Annotated in this window: 22 protein-coding genes; 13 read left to right on the top strand and 9 right to left on the bottom strand. The window is 59.0% G+C overall.

Going from position 1 to position 24537, the window contains the following annotated elements; all coding sequences use genetic code 11:
- The first annotated feature begins 132 nt into the window (after window positions 1–132).
- A complete protein-coding gene (locus V8J84_RS08210; RefSeq protein ID WP_339929922.1) occupies window positions 133–1419 on the top strand; it encodes a DUF3422 family protein in 1287 nt (428 codons plus the stop codon).
- Here the strand turns inward: V8J84_RS08210 and V8J84_RS08215 are convergent.
- The 4 genes from V8J84_RS08215 to V8J84_RS08230 form a co-directional block, all read right to left on the bottom strand.
- A complete protein-coding gene (locus V8J84_RS08215; RefSeq protein ID WP_339929924.1) occupies window positions 1416–2780 on the bottom strand; it encodes an MATE family efflux transporter in 1365 nt (454 codons plus the stop codon). The two genes, V8J84_RS08210 and V8J84_RS08215, sit on opposite strands and share 4 nt — an antisense overlap.
- A 57-nt stretch (window positions 2781–2837) precedes the next feature.
- A complete protein-coding gene (locus V8J84_RS08220) occupies window positions 2838–3788 on the bottom strand; it encodes an ABC transporter permease (RefSeq protein WP_339930705.1) in 951 nt (316 codons plus the stop codon).
- Window positions 3789–3816: 28 nt separating this feature from the next.
- Window positions 3817–4824, bottom strand: coding sequence for an ABC transporter permease (locus V8J84_RS08225; protein WP_339929926.1), 1008 nt, complete (start codon window positions 4822–4824; stop codon window positions 3817–3819).
- An 81-nt stretch (window positions 4825–4905) separates the two neighbouring features.
- Window positions 4906–6624, bottom strand: a complete 1719-nt coding sequence (locus V8J84_RS08230) for a peptide ABC transporter substrate-binding protein (RefSeq protein WP_339929928.1) — start codon at window positions 6622–6624, stop codon at window positions 4906–4908.
- A gap of 294 nt (window positions 6625–6918) precedes the next feature.
- Between V8J84_RS08230 and V8J84_RS08235 the strand changes: the two genes are divergently transcribed.
- The 3 genes from V8J84_RS08235 to V8J84_RS08245 are packed head-to-tail and all read left to right on the top strand — an operon-like array spanning window position 6919 to window position 11060.
- Complete coding sequence (locus tag V8J84_RS08235) at window positions 6919–8730, top strand: ABC transporter ATP-binding protein (RefSeq protein ID WP_339929930.1); 1812 nt, start codon at window positions 6919–6921, stop codon at window positions 8728–8730.
- A complete protein-coding gene (gene argE, locus V8J84_RS08240) occupies window positions 8727–9881 on the top strand; it encodes an acetylornithine deacetylase (RefSeq protein ID WP_339929932.1) in 1155 nt (384 codons plus the stop codon). The genes V8J84_RS08235 and argE overlap by 4 nt, the downstream gene beginning before the upstream one ends.
- A gap of 15 nt (window positions 9882–9896) precedes the next feature.
- The gene (locus V8J84_RS08245) at window positions 9897–11060 is read left to right on the top strand and encodes a M20 aminoacylase family protein (protein WP_339929933.1); all 1164 of its coding nucleotides are present in this window, start codon (window positions 9897–9899) and stop codon (window positions 11058–11060) included.
- Between the two features lie 158 nt (window positions 11061–11218).
- On the opposite strand, the gene moaA is transcribed toward V8J84_RS08245, so the two are convergent.
- Entirely contained in the window at window positions 11219–12220 is a 1002-nt protein-coding gene (gene moaA / locus V8J84_RS08250) for a GTP 3',8-cyclase MoaA (RefSeq protein ID WP_339929935.1), read from the bottom strand.
- A gap of 87 nt (window positions 12221–12307) precedes the next feature.
- On the opposite strand from moaA, the gene V8J84_RS08255 reads away from it, so the two are divergent.
- A complete protein-coding gene (locus tag V8J84_RS08255) occupies window positions 12308–12886 on the top strand; it encodes a D-galactarate dehydratase (RefSeq protein WP_339929937.1) in 579 nt (192 codons plus the stop codon).
- Window positions 12887–12925: 39 nt separating this feature from the next.
- Here the strand turns inward: V8J84_RS08255 and V8J84_RS08260 are convergent, their stop codons facing one another.
- From V8J84_RS08260 to glmU, 3 genes are read right to left on the bottom strand one after another with little or no spacing between them, the layout of a single operon-like run.
- On the bottom strand, window positions 12926–13609 hold the full coding sequence (locus tag V8J84_RS08260; RefSeq protein WP_339929939.1) for a DNA alkylation repair protein: 684 nt from the start codon (window positions 13607–13609) through the stop codon (window positions 12926–12928).
- Window positions 13606–15429 (bottom strand): glutamine--fructose-6-phosphate transaminase (isomerizing), encoded by a 1824-nt coding sequence (glmS, locus tag V8J84_RS08265; RefSeq protein ID WP_339929941.1) that lies wholly within the window; start codon window positions 15427–15429, stop codon window positions 13606–13608. The genes V8J84_RS08260 and glmS overlap by 4 nt, the downstream gene beginning before the upstream one ends.
- 3 nt (window positions 15430–15432) lie before the next feature.
- Window positions 15433–16785 carry a bifunctional UDP-N-acetylglucosamine diphosphorylase/glucosamine-1-phosphate N-acetyltransferase GlmU gene (glmU, locus tag V8J84_RS08270; RefSeq protein WP_339929943.1) on the bottom strand — a complete coding sequence of 451 codons (1353 nt, stop codon included), beginning with the start codon at window positions 16783–16785 and terminating at the stop codon, window positions 15433–15435.
- A gap of 137 nt (window positions 16786–16922) precedes the next feature.
- On the opposite strand from glmU, the gene V8J84_RS08275 reads away from it, so the two are divergent.
- Complete coding sequence (locus tag V8J84_RS08275; protein WP_339929945.1) at window positions 16923–17585, top strand: HAD-IA family hydrolase; 663 nt, start codon at window positions 16923–16925, stop codon at window positions 17583–17585.
- A gap of 66 nt (window positions 17586–17651) precedes the next feature.
- A complete protein-coding gene (locus tag V8J84_RS08280; RefSeq protein WP_339929947.1) occupies window positions 17652–18848 on the top strand; it encodes a DegT/DnrJ/EryC1/StrS family aminotransferase in 1197 nt (398 codons plus the stop codon).
- Window positions 18849–18951: 103 nt separating this feature from the next.
- On the opposite strand, the gene V8J84_RS08285 is transcribed toward V8J84_RS08280, so the two are convergent.
- Window positions 18952–19443: a CreA family protein gene (locus tag V8J84_RS08285; protein ID WP_339930707.1), complete on the bottom strand. Its 492-nt coding sequence runs from the start codon at window positions 19441–19443 to the stop codon at window positions 18952–18954.
- 168 nt (window positions 19444–19611) lie between these two features.
- Between V8J84_RS08285 and V8J84_RS08290 the strand changes: the two genes are divergently transcribed.
- The 6 genes from V8J84_RS08290 (at window position 19612) to V8J84_RS08315 (ending at window position 24537) form a co-directional block, all read left to right on the top strand.
- Window positions 19612–20256, top strand: coding sequence for a hypothetical protein (locus tag V8J84_RS08290; RefSeq protein WP_339929949.1), 645 nt, complete (start codon window positions 19612–19614; stop codon window positions 20254–20256).
- Window positions 20257–20390: 134 nt separating this feature from the next.
- Entirely contained in the window at window positions 20391–21554 is a 1164-nt protein-coding gene (locus V8J84_RS08295; RefSeq protein ID WP_339929951.1) for an acyl-CoA dehydrogenase family protein, read from the top strand.
- On the top strand, window positions 21554–21847 hold the full coding sequence (locus tag V8J84_RS08300; protein WP_339929953.1) for a hypothetical protein: 294 nt from the start codon (window positions 21554–21556) through the stop codon (window positions 21845–21847). Before V8J84_RS08295 ends, V8J84_RS08300 begins: the two co-directional genes overlap by 1 nt.
- Complete coding sequence (locus V8J84_RS08305; RefSeq protein WP_339929955.1) at window positions 21844–22299, top strand: hypothetical protein; 456 nt, start codon at window positions 21844–21846, stop codon at window positions 22297–22299. The genes V8J84_RS08300 and V8J84_RS08305 overlap by 4 nt, the downstream gene beginning before the upstream one ends.
- Before the next feature lie 112 nt (window positions 22300–22411).
- Entirely contained in the window at window positions 22412–23986 is a 1575-nt protein-coding gene (locus tag V8J84_RS08310; RefSeq protein WP_339929957.1) for a carboxyl transferase domain-containing protein, read from the top strand.
- On the top strand, window positions 23986–24537 hold the full coding sequence (locus V8J84_RS08315) for a thermonuclease family protein (RefSeq protein ID WP_339929959.1): 552 nt from the start codon (window positions 23986–23988) through the stop codon (window positions 24535–24537). Before V8J84_RS08310 ends, V8J84_RS08315 begins: the two co-directional genes overlap by 1 nt.

Raw genomic sequence — 24537 nt, forward strand, 5'->3', positions numbered from 1 at the left:
CGATATCAATTCAGGCGGCGCACAGTATACCATTGTGCGCCGCTAACTATTTATAAATCAACGATTTTTATTTACTTGCAAGGCGTTGACGCTAGGTTCTGGATCAACACCGCATTTTCAGGACCGGACCGAATGCCACCGATTTCAGACCACCCGCTGCGTTATTCCATCGCCAACGAACTGCACGCGCGGCCCTTTCCATCGGTATCGGGGCATAGCCGCGCGGCCTATCTGGCGATCAAACCGGCCGAAAATGCAGCCGGTCGGGACCGCGCCGCCGACAGGGCACACCTGTTGGCCTTACTGGACAGATTTGGCGCCCAGCACCCGCAGCCCGACGCGACGCACTGGTTCGGACAGATCGGTCGGCACCAGTTGAAATGGGAAAGCCATACAGAGTTTGTGACCTACACCATCTTTGGCGAAGGCGTCGCTGAAACGCCCTTTGATGCCAAGACCTTTGGCGTATTCCCGCAGGACTGGCTTGAGGAGGCACCGGGCGTGCGGATCACCTCTGCGCTCATTCGTGTTGAGGACGCGCCGGACGACAGTGGCATCCACGATAAGGCGCATGAATGGTTTGTGCCCGAAAGCCTTGCCATCAGCCGCGTGCTGGATGACGAGTTGGTGATCGCAGGCGATTTCCGCATCGATGAGGCGGGCCATATGCGCTTTGCCGTTTTTGCCCGCCCCGATGCAGGCGAGCAGCGGATCGGCCGCGTGGTGCAGCGCCTGTGCGAAATCGAAACGTATAAGGCGATGGCCATGCTGGGCCTGACCCGCGCACATACCCTCAGCCCGCAACTGGGCGCGATTGACAAGCGTCTGACCAGCTTGCTGGGGGATATGGTTGGCCCGGTGAGTGACCCTGCCGACGTGCTGCAAAAGCTGCTTGAGGTGTCGTCCGAGGTCGAGAACATCGCAGCCCTTGCGGCGTTTCGCTTCGGGGCCACCGGTGCTTACGAGACGATTGTGAACCAGCGGATAGATGTCCTGCGCGAGGAACGCTTTGCCGGACGTCAGACCTTCGGCGAATTTATGATGCGCCGCTTTGATCCGGCCATGCGAACGGTGAAATCAACTGAACGGCGTTTGGACGCGATGTCGGGCAGGGCGCTGCGTGCCGCCAATCTGCTGCGAACGCGGGTTGATGTCGAACGTTCTGCGCAAAATCAGGAACTGCTGACCAGCATGGACAAGCGTGCTGATCTTCAATTGCGTCTTCAAAATACGGTTGAGGGGTTGTCCACCGTCGCGATCAGTTACTACGCGGTCAGCCTTGTGTTGTATCTGACAGGCCCGCTGGAACAGATGCTGGATATCAGCAAGGTCACAATGGCTGCCATTGTGACGCCGATTGTTCTGCTGGGCGTGTGGTTCATGGTGCGCCGGATCAGGGCGCGGGTCGAGAAAGACTAGGCAAAAGCCGCGTCCATTTTCTTGGACCGGAACAGCCCTGTCATCCACACCGCACCAACCGCCGCAATTGCTGCCAAAACATTCGCCAGCACAGCCGCGTAGGTGATGCCCAGATAGTCCAGCACGGTCACACCGATCCAGGCCGCAGGCAGATACACCACAAAGATGCGGCCCAGCGACAGGCCCATCGACCAGACAGCTTTTGAGCGCGCATTCATCGCAGCATTTGCTGTCACGACAAAGCCATAGCCAAAGATGCTCCAACCCACGACGCGCAGATAGGTCGCGCCAAATTCGGTCGCGTCACCGCCTGACGCAACAAGCGTGGCAAGCTGTTCTGCAAACACGAACATGACAGCGCCCACAGCAAGGCCGTAGCCGAGGCAGAACACAAACGCCCACTTCATCGCAGCGGCGGCCCGGTCATATTTTTCAGCGCCCCAGTTCTGGCCCACGACAGGGCCAATGCCCGACGACAGCGCGAACATCGGCACCAGAGCCAGCGACTGGATGCGTGTCGCAGCACCAAACCCACCCACGGCAGCCTCACCCACTGTGGCCACGGCGGCTGTGACCAGCGCCATGCCAGCAGGATTGATCGCGTTTGAAATCGCAGCAGGTGCGCCCACGTTCAGCAGGCCCTTTACGGTATTGCTGGCGTTCTTGAAGGGTGCACCACAGGTCGAGATGATGCCAGTGTGGAAGGCATAGGTCAGCGAACAGCCCGCAATCAGGGCGCGTGCCGTGAATGTGGCCATGGCGGCCCCGGCAGTTTCAAAACCGGGCACAAAGGCCCATCCAAAGATGAAAAGCGGGGTCAAACCGATGTTGATGACCGCCTCGCTTACCATAAAGCCTGCCGACACTGCCGATGATCCATGCGCCCGAAACAGCGCGTTGATCAGCATGGTTGTGACTGCAAAAGGGAATGACAGGCACCACCACGGCATAAAGGCCGCAATTTCCGTGAGCACTTCGTCAGACGCCCCCATGATCGAAAACAGCGGCTGGTGCAGGACATAAAGCGTGAGACTTGCCAGCGCGGCCATCAGCACGCCAAAGCTGAGGGCTTGTATGGCGTTGCGGGCTGCCGCGTCATCATCGTCGCCAGCCCCAAGCGCCTGACTGATCATCGCGTTTGCACCGGCAGACAGACCGATGGATAGCGATGTGACTGCCGCTGTTACAGGATAGATATACCCCACCGCAGCAAGCGCATTGCCGCCGATCTTGCCAAGAAAGAACGCATCAACCAGACCGACACTTAGCACGGCCAGAATACCCAGCGACATTGGCGCGGACATGATGACAAGCGCCCACCAGACGGGTCCCTTTGTCAGGTCGCGGGTATTTTCAGACATGGGACTTCCTTTGTGCGCATTCAGTTGCGAACACGCCCAAGCAAGTTTGGTTCCGCCTCAGACGCCGCGAATACGCGGGTCAAGCGCGTCGCGCAGGCCATCTCCGATGTAGTTCACCGACAAAACCGTCAGCGAGATACACAGGCCTGGCCAGATCACCCGCTCGGGGAAGGCGGTCATCCGGTCGACACTGTCGAACAGGATTTTGCCCCATGTGGGGAAGTCTGACGGGAAGCCAAGACCAAGAAACGACAGCGCGCTTTCCGTGATAATCGCCGTGGCAAGACCAAGGGCGGCGCTGACCATGATGGGCGACAGCACGTTGGGCAACAGGTGGCGCGTGATCATCTTGCCCGATGGCGTGCCAATGGATCGCGCCGCAAGGATGAATTCACGTTCTTTCAGTGCCAGCACATCACCGCGCACGATCCGCGCGGTCTGCATCCAGCTTGTGATACCAATGCCAGCTACGATCAGCAGGAAAATCCCGTTTTCGGGGCCAAAGGCGGCCCTCAGGCTGTCGCGGAACAGCAGCATCATCACCAGCAGCAACGGCAGCAGGGGCAGCGACAAAACCAGATCGGTAAAGCGCATCAGGATGCCGTCCAACCTACGAAAGTATCCCGCCAGTACGCCGATGGTGGTGCCGATGAAAAGCGCAAGGATCATTGCCGTCCATCCCACCGCAAGCGAGATTTGCCCACCTTGCATGATGTTGGCCATGATATCGCGGCCAAGGTTGTCTGTCCCCATCGGGGTGGCCCAGCTTGTCTTGGCGGTATCAGAGAACAGCGCCATATAAATGGGACGCACATCTTTGTTACGGATATCCAGCTTGCCGGGGTCCACACCCCAAAGCGTCGGACCAATCACACAGAACAGTGTGATAAACGCCAGAAAGAACAATCCGAACAGAGCGCCCTTGTGGCTGCGGAACTGGCGCCAGATATCAGCCCATTTGCTGCTGACGGGCGCCGCTGGCATGTCAGGCGGCTCTTGCGCGGGCATAAGCGTGTTGTCGGGTGTGGTGAGGCGATCAGTCATAGCGGATCCTCGGATCGAGAAGGCCATACAGGATGTCGGCGATGATGTTCATCATCACAATCATCACGGCAAACAGGAATGTCAGTGTCATCACCATCGGGATGTCATTGCCCTGTAGTGCGATAATCAAAAGCTGGCCGATCCCGTTCACCTTGAATACCTGTTCGGTGATGATCGCGCCGCCAAAGATCGACGGGATACCTAGCGCGATGACGGTGATAACCGGGATCATGGAATTGCGCAGAACGTGGCGCATGACGACGACGCTCTCACCCATACCCTTGGCCCGGGCGGTGCGGACATAGTCCTGACCAAGATTATCAAGCATGGAGGCCCGCATGTAGCGGCTGACCTGCGCCGTTGTCTGAAGCGCCAGCACCATGACGGGCATAATCATCTGTTTAAGCTGGAAGACAAATGTCTCCCACGAATTGACCACATGGGTGGTGTCATAGATCGACGGCAGCCAGCCCAGCTGCACCGAAAAGATTACGATCACCAGAACGCCCGAAAAGAACGGTGGCACCGAAAAGCCGACCATCGAAATAAATGTGCCAACTTGGTCAAACACCGAATACTGCTTGTAGGCGCTGATGATCCCGATGGGCAGGGCGATCAGAACACCCACAACATAAGACATGCCAACCACCCAAAGCGTCTGCGGGATACGCTCTGCAATCGTGTCGAATACGGGGCTGCGGGATTGGAAGCTGATGATGCGCTGCTTGCCCTGGGCCAGATCGGTTCCGAATATGCCATCAATCCAGTACTGCGGTTCGACCACGAAAAACTGGTAAATCCACAGGCCGAACCGGATATACCACGGCTCTCCCAGACCCAGCGCCTCGCGCATGCGCTGCTTGACCTCGTCAGGGATCGTCAGCGGCATTGAGGCCATCGGATCACCCGGTGCCAGTTCCAGTAGCAGAAAAATCACCAAAGCGATGAACAAAAGCGTCGGGATCGACAGCAGCAATCGGCGGATTGTGTAAGTCAGCATGTCAGCGGGACGCCTTGGGTCATATCTTTGTCAATGGGATGGGCCGGACGAGGTAAAACCCCGTCCGGCCCGATTTATCACTTACTCAGCGACGCGGTACCACTCGGCCGCGTTCCACAGCTCTGAGTCCCATGTGTTCAGCACAACACCACCCAGCGAGTTGGCGTGCGCCGACAGGCGGCCACGATCAACCAGCGGGATCATCATGCCGTTCTGCACAGCCATGTCGTTCAGCTCTTTGGCGATACGGCCACGCTCTTGCAGGTCGGATGTCTGCTGAAGCTCTGCGTGCAGGGCATCATACTCTTCCATGCAGAAGCGGCTGATGTTCTCACCCTGCCACTGTGTGTCAGGTGTGGGGGCTGCATCGCACAGACCGTTGCCCAGATAGGCTTGCGGGTCGGTGCCGGGGAAGTTGTTGGCATACATTTCCACGTCGGCCATGAACTTCTGGAATGTGTCGGGCGAACCCGGATCACCACCAAAGAACACAGACGCGTCGATGTTGCGCAGTTCGACTTCCATACCGATCTCTTCCCACCACTGCTTGATCAGGGCCTGGAAGTCCTGACGCACGGCGTTTGTCGATGTCTGGTAGAGCATCGACATTTTCACACCATCTGGCGTCTCGCGCACGCCGTCACCGTCGGTGTCAACATAGCCTGCTTCTTCCAGCATCGCCTTGGCACCTTCGATGTCCTGTGTGTCACAGGTCATGGATGTGGATGCGTAAAGCTCTGGTGCGGGCACCCAGTTACAGGTCACGCGACCGGCCTGACCATAACCCACTTCGACCAGAAGCGGACGGTCTATGGCCATCGACAGCGCGTTGTAAACTGCCGGATCACCCAGGAACGGATGCGGACGGATCACCGAACGCTCTTCGTCGGACAGGCTTGGATCGGGGTTGGTGTTGTTGAGCATGATACGCTCGACCAAAGTACCAAAGCCCGCAACGGTCGTGCCGTTGCCGCCTGATTCCATCTGCGCGATGACATCGGGTGCAAGCTGCAGGTTCCAGGCATAGTCAAACTCGCCTGTCTCAAGCACGGCGCGACCGGCAGCAGTGGCGTCACCGCCGCCTTTAAAGGTTACCGTCGCAAATGCAGGCTGACCTTCAACGCGGTAGTTTTCGTTCGCAGCAAGCTGGATCACGTCGTTGGTGCGGAAGTCTGTGACCGTGAACGGGCCAGTGCCGATTGGGCCAAAGTTCTCATCCGTACACTCTGGCGCTTTCGGGCCAAGGCAATCGGCAAACTGTGCAGCCTGAATGATCGGGCTTTCGGCACCGTTGAACGCCGAATAAGGGTATGGTGTTGGACCAGAGAAGTTGACCACAACGGTCAGATCATCAGGTGTTTCGACGCTATCGATGCCTTCAAACTTGGTCGCCTGCGCACAGCCGCCGCCTTCGGCGGTGCAATAGTCGTAGGTGAATTTCACGTCGGCAGATGTGAACGGCGTGCCGTCCGACCATGTGATGCCGGGCGTGATGTTATAGGTGATCTGCGTCAGTTCTTCGTTCAGGCCACCGTTTTCGACTGTGGGAATTTCTTCCACCAGCCACGGCACCAGCGCGCCGGTTTGGTCAAAGCGCATCAGCGGTTCAAGGATCAGCGATGCCGCTTCCACGTCTTTTGTGCCTCCCGACAGGAACGGGTTGAGGATGGACGGGGCCTGCCAATAGATGATTTTCACTTCACCATCACGGCCGCGCTCGCCTTCGTGGCCATCGGCGTAAGCCATTGGCGCCAAAGCAAAGCTGGCGGCAGCACCCAGAAGGGCTGTCTTCAGTTTCATTGTCTTTTCTCCTTGTTGTTGGTCATGTGCAGCCGCGACGTCAGGCGTCGGCCCGTGCGCATGGCAGCCGTGGGGGACGAATAGTTGGCGGAATAATCCACATCCATTTCTTGAAAGGCCCCCAGCAGTCATTGCGTCAGTCAAATGGCTAATGTTTCAGATTGCAAGCCTTGCGTGACGACAGGCGACAAACTTTTGACCGATTGGCAAAATTTTAGGCACGCGCACCACCTTGGCATTTGACACTTCGCCTGAGGGCGGTCAGCTTTGGCGCGAAGCCCCATGAGGATTGCTATGCTTGACGACCGTCCCATCGCGAATATCCAGAATCTGCGTGTCTCGTTTGAGACAAAGAACGGCACCGTCACAGCCGTCAAAGACGTGTCGATTAGCGTCAAACCGGGCGAAACGGTCTGTATTGTAGGCGAAAGCGGGTCGGGCAAGTCGGTGACGTCACTGTCGCTGATGCGGCTTGTGGGCTACGGCGGCGGCACAATCGAAAACGGCCAGATGGTTTTTGAACACCGCGACGGCAGCACCGAAGACCTTGCCAAGCGGTCGTCCGAGGACATGCAGGAAATTCGCGGCAACGAAATCGGCATGATCTTTCAAGAGCCGATGACATCCCTCAATCCTGTGCTGACCGTTGGCGCGCAACTGGCCGAGGGGCTGATCCGGCACAAGAAAATGTCCAAGTCGCAAGCACGCGAACGCGTGGTCGAACTGCTGCGTCAGGTGCGTATCCCCGAACCCGAACGCCGTCTGGACCAATACCCGCACGAACTGTCCGGCGGCATGCGCCAACGCGTTGTGATCGCCATGGCCTTGGCCTGCGAACCGCGCCTGCTGATCGCGGATGAGCCGACAACCGCGCTTGACGTGACAATTCAGGCCGAAATTCTGGCGCTGATCAACAAGCTGAAAAAAGAAACCGGCACAGCCGTTCTTTTCATCACGCATGATATGGCCGTGGTGGCCCAGATCGCTGACCGCGTGGTCGTGATGTATCGCGGTGACAAGGTGGAAGAGGGCACAGTCGAGGAAATCTTCGAAAACCCGCAGCACACCTACACCAAGGCGCTTTTGTCCGCCGTGCCGCGATTGGGCGAGATGGACGGCACTGCCTATCCGCAGCCCATGCGCCTTTTGGGCCGTGAAAGCGAACAGGGCGCACCGATTGTCGGCACGCAAGAGCCTTATCTTGTTGTGAAAAACCTCACCACACGCTTTCCCGTCAAAGGCGGCCTGCTCCGGCGGACCGTGGCGAATGTGCATGCAGTCGAAGATGTATCGTTTTCGATCAACAAGGGGCAAACCCTGTCGCTTGTCGGCGAATCAGGGTGCGGGAAGTCCTCATGCGGGCGCTCGATCCTGCGGTTGGTCGAACCAACCTCTGGTGAGGTTCACATCGATGGTAAGGATATTCTGTCGCTGGGTCCGAAGGAACTGCGCGACGCGCGACGCGAGATGCAGATGGTGTTTCAGGACCCTTTTGCATCCCTTGATCCGCAAATGACGCTGGGCGATCAGGTGGCCGAGCCGCTGATTAACTACAACCTTGCCAAAGGCGCCGAGCTGAAGGAACGCGTGGCCAAGCTTTTTGACCGCGTGCAATTGCCACGCCCCTTTATGGAGCGTTATCCCCACGAACTGTCAGGCGGTCAGCGCCAACGTATCGCCATCGCGCGCGCTCTGGCTGTAAACCCGAAACTGATCGTATCGGACGAGGCGGTCAGCGCATTGGATGTGTCGGTGCAGGCCGAAGTTCTTAATCTTATGATGGAGTTACAGGCCGAACTTGGTCTGTCCTACCTGTTCATCAGCCACGACATGGCCGTGGTGGAACGTGTCAGCCATATGGTTGGTGTGATGTATCTTGGCCGCATCGTCGAGATCGGCCCGCGTGCCGCAATCTTCGAAAATCCGCAACACAGCTACACGCAAAAGCTGCTCTCCGCCGTGCCTGTCGCTGATCCGCGCAACCGGATGTTGGTGGGCGATATCGACTTCACGCCAATCCCGTCGCCCATTTTCCCAGTCGATCACGACCCCGCACCATCGGTCTATCGCGATCTGGGCAACGGCCATCAGGTGATGGTCGAATGAACGCGCGTGACATGCTGGATAAGCTGGTCGGCTTTGACACGGTCAGCCGCAACTCAAACCTGCCGCTGATTGATTTTGTTGAGGATTATCTGGCAGGTCACGGCGCCAAAAGCGTGCGTGTCCCTGATCCGACAGGCACCAAAGCAGCCCTTTACGCCCACATCGGCCCGCAAGTTGATGGCGCTATCGTGTTGTCCGGCCACACCGATGTCGTGCCTGTGGACGGGCAGGCGTGGGACACCGATCCCTTCGTTGTAATGGAAAAAGACGGCAAGCTTTACGGGCGCGGCACGGCTGACATGAAAGGCTTTTGCGCGCTGGCATTGGCAGCCGTGCCATTGGCGTTGGAAAAGGGCATTAAACGCCCGCTGCAAATCGCATTGTCCTATGACGAAGAGGTCGGCTGCCTCGGCGCACCGCCCATGATCGACCACATGGTTGCAAGCGGCCTGCCACGTGGCAACGCTGTGATCGTTGGCGAACCCTCTATGATGCAGGTGGTCACCGGCCACAAAGGCGGCTTCGGGTTCAAGCTGCATTTTCAAGGGTTTGAAGTCCACTCTTCCATCGCCTACCAGGGTGTGTCCGCGATCATGATGGCCGCAAAATTCATCGAATGGGCCAATCAGGTGAATGCCGAAAGCGCTGCCGCCATACCAAACGAGATCAACGCCGTCTTTGACCCGCCTTACACATCGCTGCATTTTGGCACGATCACAGGCGGCACCGCCAACAACATCACCGCGAAAGATTGCCACGTCACGATGGACGTGCGCCTTGTCCCCGGCGACGACGGGCAAGCGTGGCGTGACCGCATCCACGCCAAACTGTCCGAGATCGAAACGCAGATGAAAGCCGTTCAGCCAACCTGCGCGATTGTGGCCGAACCGTTTTTTGGCATCCCACCCCTGTCGCCCGAAACAAATGGCACCGCCGAAGAACTGGCCCGCCGCCTGACAGGCGACAACGGCACCCACGTCGTCAGCTACGGCACCGAAGGCGGCCAGTTTCAGGAACGCGGCTTTTCCACCGTGGTCTGCGGCCCCGGCGACATTGCCCAAGCGCACCAACCAAACGAATTCATCACCGTCGACCAGTTTGAACAGGGCGAGGCTTTTCTCGCCCGCCTGATCGACCACCTCGCATCCTAACCGAAAGGCCCTGTCATGCCCGTCAAGAACCGCTTTGCCGAACTGCTGCCAGAGATCACTGCATGGCGCCGCGATCTACACGAAAACCCAGAGATTCTGTTCGAAACCCACCGCACCTCCGCCATCGTGGCCGAAAAGCTGCAGGGTTTTGGCTGTGACGAGGTTGTCACCGGTATTGGCCGCACGGGTGTCGTTGCTGTCATCAAGGGCAAGACCAATAACTCGGGCAAAACCATCGGCTTGCGCGCCGATATGGATGCGCTGCCGATCCACGAGGCGACAGGGCTGCCCTATGCCTCTAAAACCGACGGCGCGATGCACGCCTGCGGCCACGATGGCCACACAGCGATGCTGCTTGGAGCCGCGCAGTATCTGGCCGAAACGCGCAATTTCGACGGCACAGTGGTTGTGATTTTCCAGCCCGCCGAAGAAGGCGGCGGCGGTGGCCGCGAAATGTGCGAAGACGGTATGATGGACCGCTGGTCGATTGACGAGGTCTACGGCATGCACAATTGGCCCGGCAAACCCGTGGGGGCCTTCGCGATCCGCCCCGGCGCGTTTTTCGCCGCGACTGACCAGTTCGACATCGTCATCGAAGGTAAGGGTGGCCACGCCGCCAAGCCGCAGGAAACCGTAGACAGCACGCTCGTCGCGTCCCATGTGGTGCTGGCCCTGCAATCTATCGTGTCACGCAATGCGGACCCCGTGGATCAGATCGTGGTGTCTGTGACGTCTATCGAAAGCTCGTCCAAAGCTTTCAACGTGATCGCCCAGCGGGTGCATCTGAAAGGCACAGTGCGCACCATGTCCAAAGGCATGCGCGATCTGGCGGAAACGCGGCTGAAGGCGATTGCAGAAACCACCGCATTGGCCTTTGGCGCAACGGCAGACGTGACCTATCACCGCGGATATCCATGCATGGTCAACCACGACGAACAGACGGAATTCGCAGCCAAAGTTGCCGCAGACGTCTCGGGGGCCTGCGAAGATGCGCCGCTTGTTATGGGCGGCGAGGATTTTGCCTTCATGCTCGAAGAACGCCCCGGTGCGTATATCCTCGTCGGCAACGGCGACTCAGCTTCCGTGCACCACCCCGAGTACAATTTTAATGATGAAGCGATCCCAGCGGGCTGCTCGTGGTGGGCCGAGATTGTCGAACAACGCATGCCCGCTGCCTAAGAGTGCGGGACGCCTCCAGCGGGGGAGTATTTCGCGGCAAAATGATACGAATTGCCGCGCCATACTTCTTTTGGACAAAAATACTTTGGGGGTGCGGGGGCAACGCCCCCGCTTTGGCGGCGCCATAGGCGGCGCAAAACCTGATCTGAGCGAAAAACCTAGCCGCCAGTGTGCGACATATGGCGGCTGACTTGACCGTCGACGGTCTGGCGGGAATAGTCAAAATCGTGACCTTTGGGTTTCAGCGCAATCGCCGCGCGGATCGCGTCCTCCAGCGGGGCATCGCCCTCGGTCGCGCGCAGCGGGCCGCGCAGATCGGAATGGCCCTCTTGCCCCAGACAGGTGTAAATCTCTCCTGTGCAGGTGATCCGCACACGATTGCAGCTTTCGCAAAAATTATGGCTCAGCGGCGTGATAAACCCGATCTTCAGGCCTGTTTCCAGCTGAACGTAGCGGGCAGGGCCGCCTGTGCGCTGCGGGATATCTGTCACCGTGTGCCGCTCTGCCAGCCGTGCGCGTAAGTCTTTGAGGGACCAATACTGGCCAAACCGATCCTCGTTCCCGATATCGCCCATCGGCATCACTTCGATAAACGTCAGGTCAATACCGCGCGATGTGCACCAGTCGGTCAGCGTAAACAGCTCGTCCTCGTTAAAGCCCTTCAGGGCGACCGCGTTGATCTTCACCCGCAGCCCAGCTTTTTGCGCCGCGTCGATGCCGCGCAAGACTTGGGGCAGGCGGCCCCAGCGCGTGATCTCGGCAAACTTCGCCTCGTCCAGCGTATCAAGCGAGACGTTGATCCGTTTCACACCGGCAGCCGCCAGATCGGCTGCGTATTTTTCAAGCTGGCTGCCATTTGTGGTCACTGTTAGCTCTTCCAGTGCGCCGCTTTCCAGATGGCGCGTCATCCCGCGAAAGAACGTCATGATATCGCGCCGCACCAGCGGCTCACCGCCCGTGATCCGCAGCTTTTGCACGCCAAGCCGGATAAACGCCGAACACAGGCGATCAAGCTCTTCTAGCGTCAGCAGGTCGCGCTTTGGCAGGAACGTCATGTTCTCGGACATGCAATACACGCAGCGGAAATCGCAGCGGTCTGTCACGGACAAACGCAAGTAGCTGATGGCGCGGGCAAATGGGTCGATCAGGGGGGCTGTCATGGGCCAAAACCTATGCTTGCGCGGGGCCGCGCGCAAGCGGTCAGACAAAAGTTGCCAGAACGTCGCACCCGCTCTAGTTTCAGTTGCATGAACAAGACGCTCTTTATCCCCGCCTTCGCGCTGCCTTTGCTGGCCGCTTGTGACGATCCGCTTTTTGCGGTGCAACAGCCCACGCCGCCCGATGGTGCCGTGGTAGAGGCCGTGGTCGACGCGCCGGTGGAGACACTGGACCCGACACCACCACCGCCGCCGCCACCCACAGCGCGCACGGTTGAGGAGTTTGACACCACATCCGCGGAGGACCGTGCAGAGGCTGTGGCGGTTGATCCGCAGCCTGCTGGTGAACAGCGTCTGGGCACCACAAATGTGTCGCTGGGGTCGGCGGCTGATCCGGGTATCTGGTTGAAAACAGGACTGGTCAGCGCATTGGCGCCGGGCCGCGTGGTTTATCCCGCCAACGGCAATACGGTGAACCTTGAACTGCGCCCGTCAGGCAACGCGGCATCAGCCGCCAGCCAGATGAGCCTTGCTGCAATGCGGCTCCTGGAAATCCCGTTGACGGCACTGGCTGATGTTGAGGTATTCCGCCGCCCGGCATCCGCAGCCCCCGCAGAAGAGCCTGTCGCGACAGCGGACGCGGGCGATGTGGCTGACGACAACAGCTAAATCCGGTTGAGCGGGCGGGGCTGGCCCCCGCGCCGCCATTCAGACGGGTGGCAACTTGCGCGCGGCTTCCTTGCGGGCAAAGGGTTTCATCGTCTCGCCATGCTTTTCCAGAAAGGCCCGCACGCGCGGTGCGTCGTGTTTGGACAGGTCTCGCAGCCACCATGCGACGGCTTTTTGGATAAACCACTCAGGATCGCTGACATAGGATGCAGCCCATCCCAAAATCCGGTCGCAGGCGGCTTCTTCGCCCGGTTTGGGGTGGTTCTGTTTGGTCCACGGCAGGGTCATCACAAGCGCTGCGCGGCGGGTCCACATATGCTCTGACGTGGTCCACGTCTCGACCTGATCCAGTCGCGCGGGATCGGCCACCAGCCGCTTTTGCCCCGCGATGGACGCGTGATCTGCCACTGCCCACGCATCAAAGCTAGGCACCCAAGACGCGATCAAATCCCAGGCGGCGGTATCATCGGGGCGGAGGCGGGCTTGGGTCAGCAATTTGCCGGCCGCGATTCGGGCCTCGTGGATATTTGTGTCCCAAAGATCAGAGGCCAGCGCGATCCGTTCGTCCAATGTGCAGGCGGCGCGCCATTCTTTCACCGCCGCATCCAGATCGGGGTTGGCCACGCCCAGATAGGGGCGGTCTGCCTTATGATAGCGGGCCATGTCAGCGGCTTTAGCCGGATCGCCAATCAGTTGGCTGAGCGCCTCTTGTGCTGTGATCATTCCACGGTCACGGATTTGGCAAGATTGCGCGGCTGATCCACATCTGTGCCTTTGGCAATTGCCGTGTGATAGGCAAGTAATTGCGCGGGAACAGCGTAGAGCACGGGTGCCAGAAACGGATCAATCGCAGGCATCTGGAGCGTCGCCCATGTGCCATCACTTGCTGCATCCAGACCAGCCTTATCACTGATCAACAGCACACGCCCGCCGCGGGCCATCACCTCTTGCATGTTGGAAACGGTCTTGTCGAACAGCGCATCGCTGGGGGCCATGACGATAACAGGCACATGCTCATCCACCAGCGCGATAGGGCCGTGTTTAAGCTCGCCCGACGCGTAAGCTTCGGCGTGGATGTAGCTGATTTCTTTCAGCTTTAGGGCGCCCTCATGGGCCAATGGATACATCGCGCCACGACCGAGGAAGAGAATATCACGGGCCTCTGACAGCTTGCGGGCGATGTCGCGGCAGCGCCCTTCGATGCCCAGCGCAAGGTTGATGATCCCCGGTAAGGACCGCAGGTTGCCCAGCATTTCAGCCATCTTGGCGTCATCGATTTTGCCGCGCGCGTGGGCGGCATGGATCGCAAGAATAGCAAGTGTTGTCAGTTGGCAGGTAAACGCCTTGGTCGAGGCCACGCCGATTTCGGCACCCGCGAGAATTGGCAGCGCCAAATCGCTTTCGCGGGCAATGGTGCTTGTGTCGACGTTGACCACGCTGATGATTTTGTCAGCGCGTCCCTTCAAATATCGCAGGGCCGCCAGCGTGTCGGCTGTTTCGCCTGATTGGCTGACAAAAAGCCCCACTGTGCCTGCCGTTACGGGAGGTTCGCGATAGCGGAATTCAGAGGCAACATCGATTTCAACCGGCATTTCAGCCAGCTGCTCAAACCAGTATTTGGCGACCATGCAGGCGTAGAAGGCCGTGCCACAGGCCACCATTGTTATGCGTTCGATTTTGGTAAAGTCGATGCCTGCGTCGGGCAGGGTGATCGCATTGGCGTCTGCGTTGATGTAATGGCTCAGTGCGCCTTGCAGCACCGTTGGCTGTTCGGCAATTTCCTTGGCCATAAAGTGCTTGAATTCGCCCTTGTCGACATTGGCGGTGCTGATCTGGATCGTCTGTTTGTCACGATTGGCCAGCTTGCCATTGATGTCGCGAATCTCGATGCTTGTGCGGGTGACAATCGCCCAGTCACCTTCTTCTAGATAGGTGATCTGGTCGGTCATCGGGGCCAGCGCAATCGCATCAGACCCGACATAGTTTTCGCCGTCCCCGTGACCAATTGCCAACGGCGAGCCCTTGCGCGCAGCAATCAACAGATCGCTTTCACCTTCAAACAGGAAACACAGCGCATATGCCCCTTCGAGGCGGGCGATAGTCTTTTCGGCAGCATCCTGCGGGCTTAACCCCTGATCGCGGAAATGCTGACACAACAATGCGACAGTTTCTGTATCGGTATCGGTTGCGTGGGTGATATTGTTTTCGGCCAGATAGGCCCGTAATTCGCGGAAGTTTTCAATGATACCGTTGTGCACAACGGCCACGCCACCCGCGCGGTGGGGGTGCGCGTTGTCGACGTTTGGCGCACCGTGGGTCGCCCACCGCGTGTGGCCAATCCCCGACTTGCCGGGCAGGGGGTTGTGAACAAGCAGGTCGGACAGATTGACCAATTTTCCCATCGCACGGCGGCGATCCAGCTTTTGATCGTTGATGGTCGCAATGCCCGCACTGTCATAACCGCGATACTCCAGACGCCGCAGGCTATCGACCAGCAGGGGGGCCGCTTCGTGGTTGCTCAGTACGCCAACAATTCCGCACATGTTCTAGTGTCCTTTCTGCTGGCGGGCCTTTTTGGCACGCAGCATATCGAAGAGTTTGGTAGCAAAGCCCGATTTTGTGACCTGACGTGTTCGCCCAAGTCCCAATGCGCCATCCGGCACGTCCTCGGTGATGACAGATCCGCTCCCGGTCATTGCGCCATTGCCCACACTGACAGGGGCCACAAGCATCGTGCTTGATCCGATAAATGCGCCCGCGCCGATATTTGTCTTGTGCTTGAAGAAGCCGTCGTAGTTGCACGTCACTGTGCCTGCTCCGATGTTCGCCTTCTCGCCGATGCTGGCATCGCCGATGTAGGTCAGGTGATTGACCTTCGCACCAGCGGCCACGGTCGCGTTCTTGATCTCGACAAAGTTGCCGACCTTGGTGTCTTCGGCCAATTCAGCCCCCGGCCGTAGACGTGCATAAGGTCCGACCACGGCACCGCGCGACACATGGCAACCTTCCAGATGGCTGAACGCGCGGATCGTCGCACCGCTTTCCACAGTCGCACCGGGACCAAAGACGACGTGCGGCTCAATCACGCTATCGCGGCCAAGCACGGTATCATGCGCAAAATAGACTGTGTCGGGTGCGGTCAGGGTCACGCCATCCTCAAGCGCCTCCTGCCGCGCGCGGGACTGGAACAGGGCCTCGGCACCTGCAAGCTCGGCACGTGAATTGACGCCAAGCGTTTCGGCCTCATCGCACTGCACCACAGTTGCCAAAAGACCGGCGGCGCGGGCGATCCCGATGATATCGGTCAGATAGTATTCACCTGATGCGTTGTCATTGCCAACCTTGGCGATCAGATCGAACAGTGTCTTGCAGTCGGCGGCAATCACGCCGCTGTTGCAAAGCCGGATCGCACGTTCTTCGTCAGTGGCGTCTTTGAACTCGACAATCCTGTCGAGCTGCTCTGCCTGCATCACCAACCGTCCATAGCGTCCCGGATCAGCTGCCTCAAATCCCAGCACGACTATATCGTGGCTTGCGCGCGCGGCGATCATCGCTTCCAGCGTTTCCGGCCGGATGAAAGGCGTGTCGCCATACAAAACAATGGCATCCCCCTCAAAGCCCGCAAGAGCATCCGCCGCCTGTCCAACCGCGTGACCTGTGCCAAGCTGTTCGGACTGGATCACAACCTGCACATCACTGTCCCAGCTTTGCGCGGCTGCCGTCACCATCTGTGCGCCATGCCCTGCAACCACAACGGTTTTTTCGGGCGTCACAGCCGCGCCGGCCTTCATCGCATGCACCAGCATCGGCGCACCCGCGATGGGATGAAGCACCTTTGGCAGGTCCGAATTCATCCGCGTGCCCATGCCCGCGCCCAAAATAATCAATGCCGTTGCCATGGATACCGCCCGTGAATGCTGCATTTACTGTCTTTTAATGCACCTTCTAGCAATTCGCCCGCGTTTCACAAGGCAACAGGGCTTCACTTCACCTTACGCATCGTTACAGAACGGTGTGACACAGCAGGAAACCACACATGACGCGCACCGTAATCTTCGATCTTGATGGCACTTTGGCCGATACCAGTGGCGATCTGTTGGCGGCTGCAAATGCGTGTTTTCGTGATCTGGGGCTAGGGGATCTGCTGGATGCACGTGACAGCGGCACTGCGCTCAAGGGCGGGCGGGCGATGCTGCGGCTTGGCTTCAGCCGCGTTGACGGTTTTGACGAAGACAACGTGGACGACCAGTATCAGCCGCTGTTGCATAATTACGCGCAAGCGATCGACCACCACACATACCTTTACGAAGGCGCAATCGACACGGTCCGCGCGTTGAAATCAGACGGATATGTTGTCGGGATCGCCACCAACAAGCCCGCAGGTCTGGCCGAGACATTGATGCGTAGCCTTGGCGTGCGCGATGACTTCGGGTCGCTGATCGGGGCCGATACGCTCACCGTGCGCAAGCCCGACCCCGAACACCTGTTCGAGGCTGTGCGCCGTGCGGGCGGTGATCCGGACCGCTGTTTGCTGGTGGGCGATACCGCGACCGACCGTAATACCTCGCGCAACGCGGGCCGTCCGTCGATCCTTGTCACCTTCGGGCCGGGCGATGATGATGTGCGCGATCTGGAACCGGAAGGGCTGATCGGCCACTACGACGAATTGCGCGGCGAGGTCCGCCGCCTGATCGGCTGAAACACCGCGATTGACACATCACCCCATCGTGCTGACAACTGATCGCAACGTCACACGGGAGGATAGATGGAAAACTTCACCGGCAGCTTTACCCAGCAAGAACCCATTCCCGCCGCAGGCATCGCGGCTGCGACCGCTGTGATGCAACACGGGCGGTTGCACCGGTATAATACGGTTGATGGCGAGACGGCTGAGACGGCCCTGCTGGAAGAAGAGTTTGCCGCCCAGACCGGTGCGCAATTCTGTCTGGCGGTCGCATCCGGTGGCTACGCCATGACCACCGCGCTGCGGGCCTGCGGTGTGGGGCATGGCGACCGCGTGCTGACAAATGCGTTCACATTGGCCCCTGTGCCGGGCGCAATCGCAGCGGTCGGGGCAACGCCTGTCTTTGTCGGTGTCACACCGGATCTGACGATTGATCTAGATGATCTGGCAGGCAAACTGGATCAGGCCGATACCCTGCTGCTGTCACACATGCGCGGTCACATCTGTGACATGCGCCGCCTGATTGCGCTTTGTGACGCTGCTGGCGTGACGGTGATTGAGGATTGCGCCCACACGATGGGGGCCGCATGGGACGGTGTGCCATCTGGCCGCTGGGGCCGTTTCGGCTGCTTCTCGACCCAAACCTACAAACACATCAATTCCGGAGAGGGCGGGTTGCTGATCTCTGATGACGCAGAGGGCATGGCGCGGGCGATCATGTTATCCGGCAGCTACATGCTGTTTGACAAACATAGCGCAGCACCGCCGCCCGAAACCTTTGCACAGATCAAATACGAAACACCGAATATCTCGGGCCGGATGGACAATCTGCGCGCCGCCATCCTGCGCCCGCAACTGGCCGATCTGGCGCAACAGGCTGGCCGCTGGAATGATCGCTACGCCGTTCTGGCTGGCGGGCTGGAAGACACTGGCGGTCTGATGCTGCCGCATCGTCCGGCGTCGGAACAATTCGTCGCCTCTTCATTCCAGTTTTTACTGTTGGACTGGCCGTCCGATGCCGTCGCTGACGTGATCGCCCGCTGCAAGACGCGCGGGGTTGAACTGAAATGGTTTGGCGGGGCAGAGCCTACCGGATTTACCAGCCGCTATGACAGCTGGCGTTATGCCCCGTCAGCACCGATGCCAGAGACAGACCGCGTCCTTGCAGGGATCGTCGATATGCGCCTGCCACTGACATTCAGCCTTGCCGACTGCGCCCTCATCGCACGCATTATCAAGGCAGAGGTATCAGCCGTCTGGCAGTCCCGCGCCGCCTGACGCGCCACGTGATGCATCACTTTGCCTGAAATACTCAAATAAAAGGGGGGTGCCTGCGCTGCAGGCACCCCCCCTCTGGCGACGTGCATCGCACGGCGCAATATTAGTCGTCCCGCACCGCGCCTGTTTCATAAAGCGGAATGGTCGAAATCGACATCTTCGCCGATCCCTGGCTCAACTCGGACGCATGGGCCAGATAGATCAGCGTATTGTTGTCGGCGTCAAAGATGCGCTTGACCACGACGGATTTCAGCACGATCGATTGGCGCTCGCGAAAGACATTCTCCCCGTCCCAACTGCGGTCGATGTCACCGACGACAATCGGGCCGGTTTGACGACAATCAATCGCGGCATTCGACGGGTCTTCAAACCAGTTGCCGTTTGACAGCCGGTCGAACAAGGACCGCTCGAAATAGGCGATATGGCAGGTCACACCCTGCACCTCGGGGTCGGGGATGGCCTCGATAATGATATCATTGCCAACCCAATCCACACCAACGCGCCCGACCTCGTCGGCGGCCAAAAGACTTGGTGTAAGACAGGCCGCGCCAGCGACGATGGAGATGCGTTTCAACGCGTTTACTAAGGTATTCATAGCGGCAAAACGCATGCCGCCCTGATCGGTTCCATCGCCAGCGATATCACTTAGCATCAGGTGAAGCCCGCAACATCAACCATGCGATCTGCGCAAGGTCGCTGGATTGACTTGTTACAACGGCTCCGTCAGCGTGATGCAAACGCAAATGAGTGGAATGGTATGAGTATGAACAATCGTGTTGCCTTGGGAATTCCCGTCATTGCCGTGCTTGCGGGCTGCGGTGGCGGTGGTGCGTCGAATGTGGACATGAACATATCACCGGGTGGCGCTTCGTTCAGTGATGTCTTACAGGCGCAACGCGACAGCGAAGGCGTTTTCTCGTTTTTCCCGCTTACCCCGGCAAGCGATCCAATCTCGGGCAGCTTTACCTACGAAGGGCTGGCGGTGGTTGAACAGCAGGCCAACCGTCGCGACAGTGACGTCAATTTTATCGCCTACGGTTTGCTCAACAGCGAGGTGGATTTCACCACCAACCAGATGACGGCGACAGGATCGAATTTCTACCAGCTTGATGCCGCGCAATACAATTCATCCGGTCAGGAAAGGGCGCGGGGTGCGATCGCGGGTGACATATCCTATGCCGCGACCCTGACCCGTGATCGCGGCTTCATCGAAGGATTGATGGGGCAGGCCACAGGCACGCTGACGTCGCTTGAAGGGACGCCGATTGTCGTCGATGCCGATGCCACGGCCGTCTTTGCCTTGGATGGTGCGCCGCAGATGTACATCAACGGGCCCAGCACAAATTCGGCAACGACAAACCTTGATGAGGCATTCAACGCGGTCAGGCTTTACGGGATACAGCAATAGCGATCCGCGCGACACGGCGGTGATGGCCCAAAAGATTTGGGTGGCACTCGTCAATTACACATCACAATCATTGACGGGACGCGCGTTTCAGTTCTACAAATGAACAAGCGTTCAATTAATGGAGATATCCTTTTATGTTTCTCGCATCAATGACCTTTGATCTGGGCGAGGATGTGAATGCCCTGCGCGATATGGTGCATGGCTGGGCGCAGGACCGCGTGAAACCCATGGCCGCCCGGATTGATGCCGATAACGCCTTTCCCCCCGCACTCTGGCGCGAAATGGGCGAGTTGGGCCTTTTGGGCGTCACCGTGGACGAGGCTTATGGCGGCGCTGGCATGTCCTATCTGGCGCATACCGTCGCGATTGAGGAAATCGCCCGTGCCAGCGCATCGGTGTCGCTGTCGTACGGCGCACATTCCAACCTGTGTGTGAACCAGATCAAGCTGAATGGGTCTGACGATCAAAAGCAGAAATACTTGCCACGTCTGATTTCGGGCGAACACGTCGGCGCCTTGGCCATGTCAGAGGCGGGCGCGGGGTCCGACGTAGTATCTATGTCGCTACGCGCAGAAAAGCGGAACGATCACTACCGTCTGAACGGCAACAAATACTGGATCACCAATGGCCCCGACGCCGACACGCTCGTGGTTTACGCCAAGACCGATCCCGATGCAGGCGCAAAAGGGATCACCGCTTTCCTAATCGAAAAAGAGATGACGGGCTTCAGCACATCGCCCCATTTCGACAAACTGGGCATGCGCGGCTCTAACACGGCAGAGCTGATCTTTGATAATGTCGAAGTACCGTTTGAAAATGTCTTGGGCGAAGAAGGACGCGGCGTGCGCGTTCTGATGTCGGGCCTTGATTACGAACGTGTGGTGCTGGCGGGCATCGGCCTTGGCATCATGGCCGCCTGTCTGGACGAGATCATGCCTTATCTGGCATCGCGCAAACAGTTCGGCCAACCCATTGGCAACTTCCAACTGATGCAGGGCAAAATCGCGGATATGTACACAGCGATGAACTCGGCCCGCGCCTATGTCTACGAGGTCGCGCGCGCCTGTGACCGTGGTACAGTGACCCGTCAGGATGCCGCCGCGTGCTGTCTTTATGCATCTGAAGAAGCAATGAAACAGGCCCATCAGGCCGTGCAGGCCATGGGCGGGGCAGGGTTCCTGAATGATGCCCCTGTGGCCCGCATATTCCGCGACGCCAAGCTGATGGAGATCGGCGCGGGCACATCGGAAATCCGCCGCATGCTGGTCGGGCGCGAGATGATGGGGGCGATGGGCTGATGCCCTGGCGCTGGATCATCGGCGCCGTTTTGCTGCTGGCGATGCCTGCGGCCTATCTTGGCTTGCGCCTTGGCCAACCTGTGTCAGAGACCGAGGCCATTACCTTTTTTGCCACGCAATATACGAACACGACCGGACGGCCCGCTTCCGATTGCTCGGCCATTCCGTCGCAGCGCGATGATGTCTGGATCGAAGTGATCTGCATTGGTCCCGATCTGACCGGTTACAATTATCTGGTCGGCGCGCGTGGTCAGCAGGTGGCTGTCATTGAAATGAAAGCGCCGCAATCATGAGGCCCGCCGCCGCCATCGCAATGATGCTTGCTGTGGCGTCACCAGTCGCGGCGCAGGATGAAGCGCCACCGCGCTATCTGACCTGTGTGGATGACACCATCCGCTCCAATCTGGACAATCCGTTTGTCGATCTCCTTGCTATCGTAACCTGTGGTGAACGCTATGCGCCGCCGCGACACAGCTGTGTTGGATTGCAGTATATGATGCGCCATACGGCAGCATCCTGCGAGGAACAGGATCACGCCTATTGGTCCGGTCAGCTGGCCCTGTGGCAGGCGCGGCTGGATGCAGAGGGCGGGCAGGAAAGCTCTTTGATGCAACCGGGGCTGGAGCGTTGCGCCGAGGAGCCGGAGAACGTGCTGGTGTGTGAAACCGAAGTGTACTGGCGCGAGGTGTTGGGCTTCATGTCAAACGAAACACGTCTGGCCATATTCGGACCTGCAAACCCATGAGCGTGCTGATCAGGATACATGCAATGACGACGGCTATGTCCGTCTGTGATGGCTGTTTGGTCGTCGGTTCGCCGACATCATACACGACTGCGATTTAGGAGGAGGGTGCGGCATGTCTGACACCGAGAACCCAAGGCCCGCACACGAGGCTGCATTGGCCGATGTGGCAAAAGCCGCCGCAGCCGCAGCCGCGGGCGGTGGTGAGAAATCCCGTGCGCGGCATGTCTCGCGCGGGAAAATGCTGCCACGCGATCGGGTGGCAGGCTTGCTGGACCCCGGATCGCCGTTTCTTGAGGTCGGCGCAACTGCGGCACATGGCATGTATGACGGGGCAGCACCATGCGCTGGCGTCGTTGCAGGCGTGGGCCGTGTGCACGGGCGTGATGTGATGGTTGTGTGTAACGATGCTACCGTCAAAGGCGGCACCTACTATCCGATGACCGTCAAGAAGCACCTGCGCGCGCAGGAGATTGCGGAAAGCTGCCATCTGCCTTGCATCTATCTGGTCGATAGCGGTGGCGCAAACCTGCCCAATCAGGACGAGGTCTTTCCGGACCGCGATCACTTTGGCCGGATTTTCTACAATCAGGCGCAGATGTCTGCAAAAGGCATCCCGCAGATTGCCGTTGTGATGGGGTCCTGCACGGCGGGCGGCGCATATGTGCCCGCAATGGCGGATGTGTCGATCATCGTGAAAGAGCAGGGCACGATTTTCCTTGCTGGACCACCACTGGTGAAAGCCGCGACAGGCGAAGTTGTGAGCGCAGAAGATCTGGGCGGCGGTGACGTGCATACGCGCCTCTCGGGTGTTGCGGACTATCTGGCGGAGGACGACGCCCATGCGCTTGCCTTGGCGCGCCAAGCGGTTGCGTCATGTGCTCGTCCGCCCAAACAGGCGGCCTCGCGACAGGTGCCGAAGCTGCCAGCGGTTGATCCAGAGACGCTTTTTGACGCGATTCCCGCAGACCTGCGCACGCCTTACGACATCCGCGAGGTCATCAAACGCATCGTGGACGGATCGCGCTTTGACGAGTTCAAGGCGCGGTTCGGCGACACGCTGGTCACCGGATTTGCCCATATCGACGGCTGGCCGTGCGGCATTATCGCCAACAACGGCGTGCTTTTCTCCGAAGCGGCGCAGAAGGGCGCGCACTTTGTGGAATTGTGCAGCCAGCGCAAAATCCCGCTGATCTTTTTGCAGAATATCACCGGCTTCATGGTTGGTCGCAAATACGAGAATGAGGGGATCGCGCGCCACGGGGCCAAGATGGTCACAGCCGTGGCGACGACCGCGGTGCCCAAAATCACGATGGTTGTAGGGGGGTCTTACGGGGCTGGCAACTATGGTATGGCGGGGCGCGCCTACTCCCCCGATTTCATGTGGTCATGGCCCACGTCACGCATTTCGGTGATGGGCGGCGAACAGGCGGCTGGCGTGCTGGCGACAGTCAAGCGCGACGCCATCGAACGCAGCGGCGAGACATGGACCGAAGAGGAAGAAACAGCCTTTAAGCAACCAACGATTGATATGTTCGCCGAACAGTCACACCCCCTCTACGCCAGCGCGCGGCTTTGGGACGACGGCATCATCGACCCCCGAAAATCCCGCGATGTGCTGGCCATGTCGCTGTCGGCCTGCATGAACAAAGAGATCGAGGAAACGCGCTTTGGCGTGTTCAGGATGTGATGGGGCGCAGACGCGATCAGAAGGTGGTTCCGTTCAGCCGCGACTATAGACGGACGCGGCCATTTGATATGGGGCTGCCGAAACGGCGCAAGCCCCGGCGCGATCCCAAATCCTACCTGAAAGCTGTCATTCTGGTCGGTGCTGGTGCTTTGGTCGCGCTGCCTGCGCTGACAGATGCCACTGTTGCCGTCCTTCGCCCTTTGCAAAGCGGTGACGGGACATGTCGTATCGCGGGCGTAATTGATGGGGACACAGTGCAATTGTGGTGTCCGTCACTTGGGTCGCAGCGGGCGCGTCTGCTGGGCTTTGATGCACCGGAACTTTTTAGTCCGCAGTGCACGGGCGAGGCGACGCAAGCGCTGGCGGCGAAGTGGTATCTGCGGCGCGTGCTTTTTTCAGCCGACGATTTGCGCTTGGTGAAAGAAGGGCGTGACCGCTACGATAGATCTTTGGTGCGCGTGTTTGTCGATGGCGTGCCATTGGCCCGCCAGATGATTGAAGAGGGACACGCGCGCCCTTACGAAGGCGGCAAGCGTGCCGGATGGTGCTGA

Source organism: Yoonia sp. 208BN28-4, assembly GCF_037543925.1.
Taxonomy (GTDB): Bacteria; Pseudomonadota; Alphaproteobacteria; order Rhodobacterales; family Rhodobacteraceae; genus Yoonia.

Excerpts from the sequence above, each read along its gene's own strand:
- V8J84_RS08285 (WP_339930707.1), bottom strand. The coding sequence starts at position 19,443 with ATGAATACCTTAGTAAACGCGTTGAAACGCATCTCCATCGTCGCTGGC.
- V8J84_RS08215 (WP_339929924.1), bottom strand. The coding sequence starts at position 2,780 with ATGTCTGAAAATACCCGCGACCTGACAAAGGGACCCGTCTGGTGGGCG.
- glmS (WP_339929941.1), bottom strand. The coding sequence starts at position 15,429 with ATGTGCGGAATTGTTGGCGTACTGAGCAACCACGAAGCGGCCCCCCTG.
- moaA (WP_339929935.1), bottom strand. The coding sequence starts at position 12,220 with ATGACAGCCCCCCTGATCGACCCATTTGCCCGCGCCATCAGCTACTTG.
- V8J84_RS08280 (WP_339929947.1), top strand. The coding sequence starts at position 17,652 with ATGGAAAACTTCACCGGCAGCTTTACCCAGCAAGAACCCATTCCCGCC.
- V8J84_RS08220 (WP_339930705.1), bottom strand. The coding sequence starts at position 3,788 with ATGCCCGCGCAAGAGCCGCCTGACATGCCAGCGGCGCCCGTCAGCAGC.
- glmU (WP_339929943.1), bottom strand. The coding sequence starts at position 16,785 with ATGGCAACGGCATTGATTATTTTGGGCGCGGGCATGGGCACGCGGATG.
- V8J84_RS08255 (WP_339929937.1), top strand. The coding sequence starts at position 12,308 with ATGAACAAGACGCTCTTTATCCCCGCCTTCGCGCTGCCTTTGCTGGCC.
- V8J84_RS08315 (WP_339929959.1), top strand. The coding sequence starts at position 23,986 with ATGGGGCGCAGACGCGATCAGAAGGTGGTTCCGTTCAGCCGCGACTAT.
- V8J84_RS08290 (WP_339929949.1), top strand. The coding sequence starts at position 19,612 with ATGAACAATCGTGTTGCCTTGGGAATTCCCGTCATTGCCGTGCTTGCG.
- V8J84_RS08275 (WP_339929945.1), top strand. The coding sequence starts at position 16,923 with ATGACGCGCACCGTAATCTTCGATCTTGATGGCACTTTGGCCGATACC.
- V8J84_RS08210 (WP_339929922.1), top strand. The coding sequence starts at position 133 with ATGCCACCGATTTCAGACCACCCGCTGCGTTATTCCATCGCCAACGAA.
- V8J84_RS08310 (WP_339929957.1), top strand. The coding sequence starts at position 22,412 with ATGTCTGACACCGAGAACCCAAGGCCCGCACACGAGGCTGCATTGGCC.
- V8J84_RS08225 (WP_339929926.1), bottom strand. The coding sequence starts at position 4,824 with ATGCTGACTTACACAATCCGCCGATTGCTGCTGTCGATCCCGACGCTT.
- argE (WP_339929932.1), top strand. The coding sequence starts at position 8,727 with ATGAACGCGCGTGACATGCTGGATAAGCTGGTCGGCTTTGACACGGTC.
- V8J84_RS08295 (WP_339929951.1), top strand. The coding sequence starts at position 20,391 with ATGTTTCTCGCATCAATGACCTTTGATCTGGGCGAGGATGTGAATGCC.
- V8J84_RS08235 (WP_339929930.1), top strand. The coding sequence starts at position 6,919 with ATGCTTGACGACCGTCCCATCGCGAATATCCAGAATCTGCGTGTCTCG.
- V8J84_RS08300 (WP_339929953.1), top strand. The coding sequence starts at position 21,554 with ATGCCCTGGCGCTGGATCATCGGCGCCGTTTTGCTGCTGGCGATGCCT.
- V8J84_RS08305 (WP_339929955.1), top strand. The coding sequence starts at position 21,844 with ATGAGGCCCGCCGCCGCCATCGCAATGATGCTTGCTGTGGCGTCACCA.
- V8J84_RS08245 (WP_339929933.1), top strand. The coding sequence starts at position 9,897 with ATGCCCGTCAAGAACCGCTTTGCCGAACTGCTGCCAGAGATCACTGCA.
- V8J84_RS08230 (WP_339929928.1), bottom strand. The coding sequence starts at position 6,624 with ATGAAACTGAAGACAGCCCTTCTGGGTGCTGCCGCCAGCTTTGCTTTG.
- V8J84_RS08260 (WP_339929939.1), bottom strand. The coding sequence starts at position 13,609 with ATGATCACAGCACAAGAGGCGCTCAGCCAACTGATTGGCGATCCGGCT.